This window comes from Brevibacillus sp. SIMBA_040 (assembly GCF_046535075.1).
Lineage (GTDB): Bacteria > Bacillota > Bacilli > Brevibacillales > Brevibacillaceae > Brevibacillus.
Genome location: NZ_JAWRXI010000371.1, coordinates 1 through 243 on the forward strand (window position 1 = coordinate 1; position 243 = coordinate 243).

General features: G+C 23.0%; 1 protein-coding gene. It reads left to right on the forward strand.

Annotated elements, in window-relative coordinates:
- Positions 1-243 (forward strand): hypothetical protein (locus SB752_RS33155; RefSeq protein WP_410719620.1); only part of this gene is annotated, 243 nt, incomplete at both ends.

Consider the following 243-nt stretch of genomic DNA (forward strand, 5'->3'; position numbering starts at 1 on the left):
GTGTTTCAACCCCAACTGATAATTTTAATATAAATCAGGGAATTTCAGTTGTTAAGATTGATGAAAAATTAAAAGATTCAATTCAATTATTAAATTTTAAAAACTCTAATGGAATCATTTTTCCTCAGGAATACGCAGAAAAAAAATTTGGAAATAAACAAAGATATTTTACTCCAAATTCAGAAATGATAAAAGAAACTGTATTACAACTAAAAAATCAATATTGCATTGCAATTAAAAATT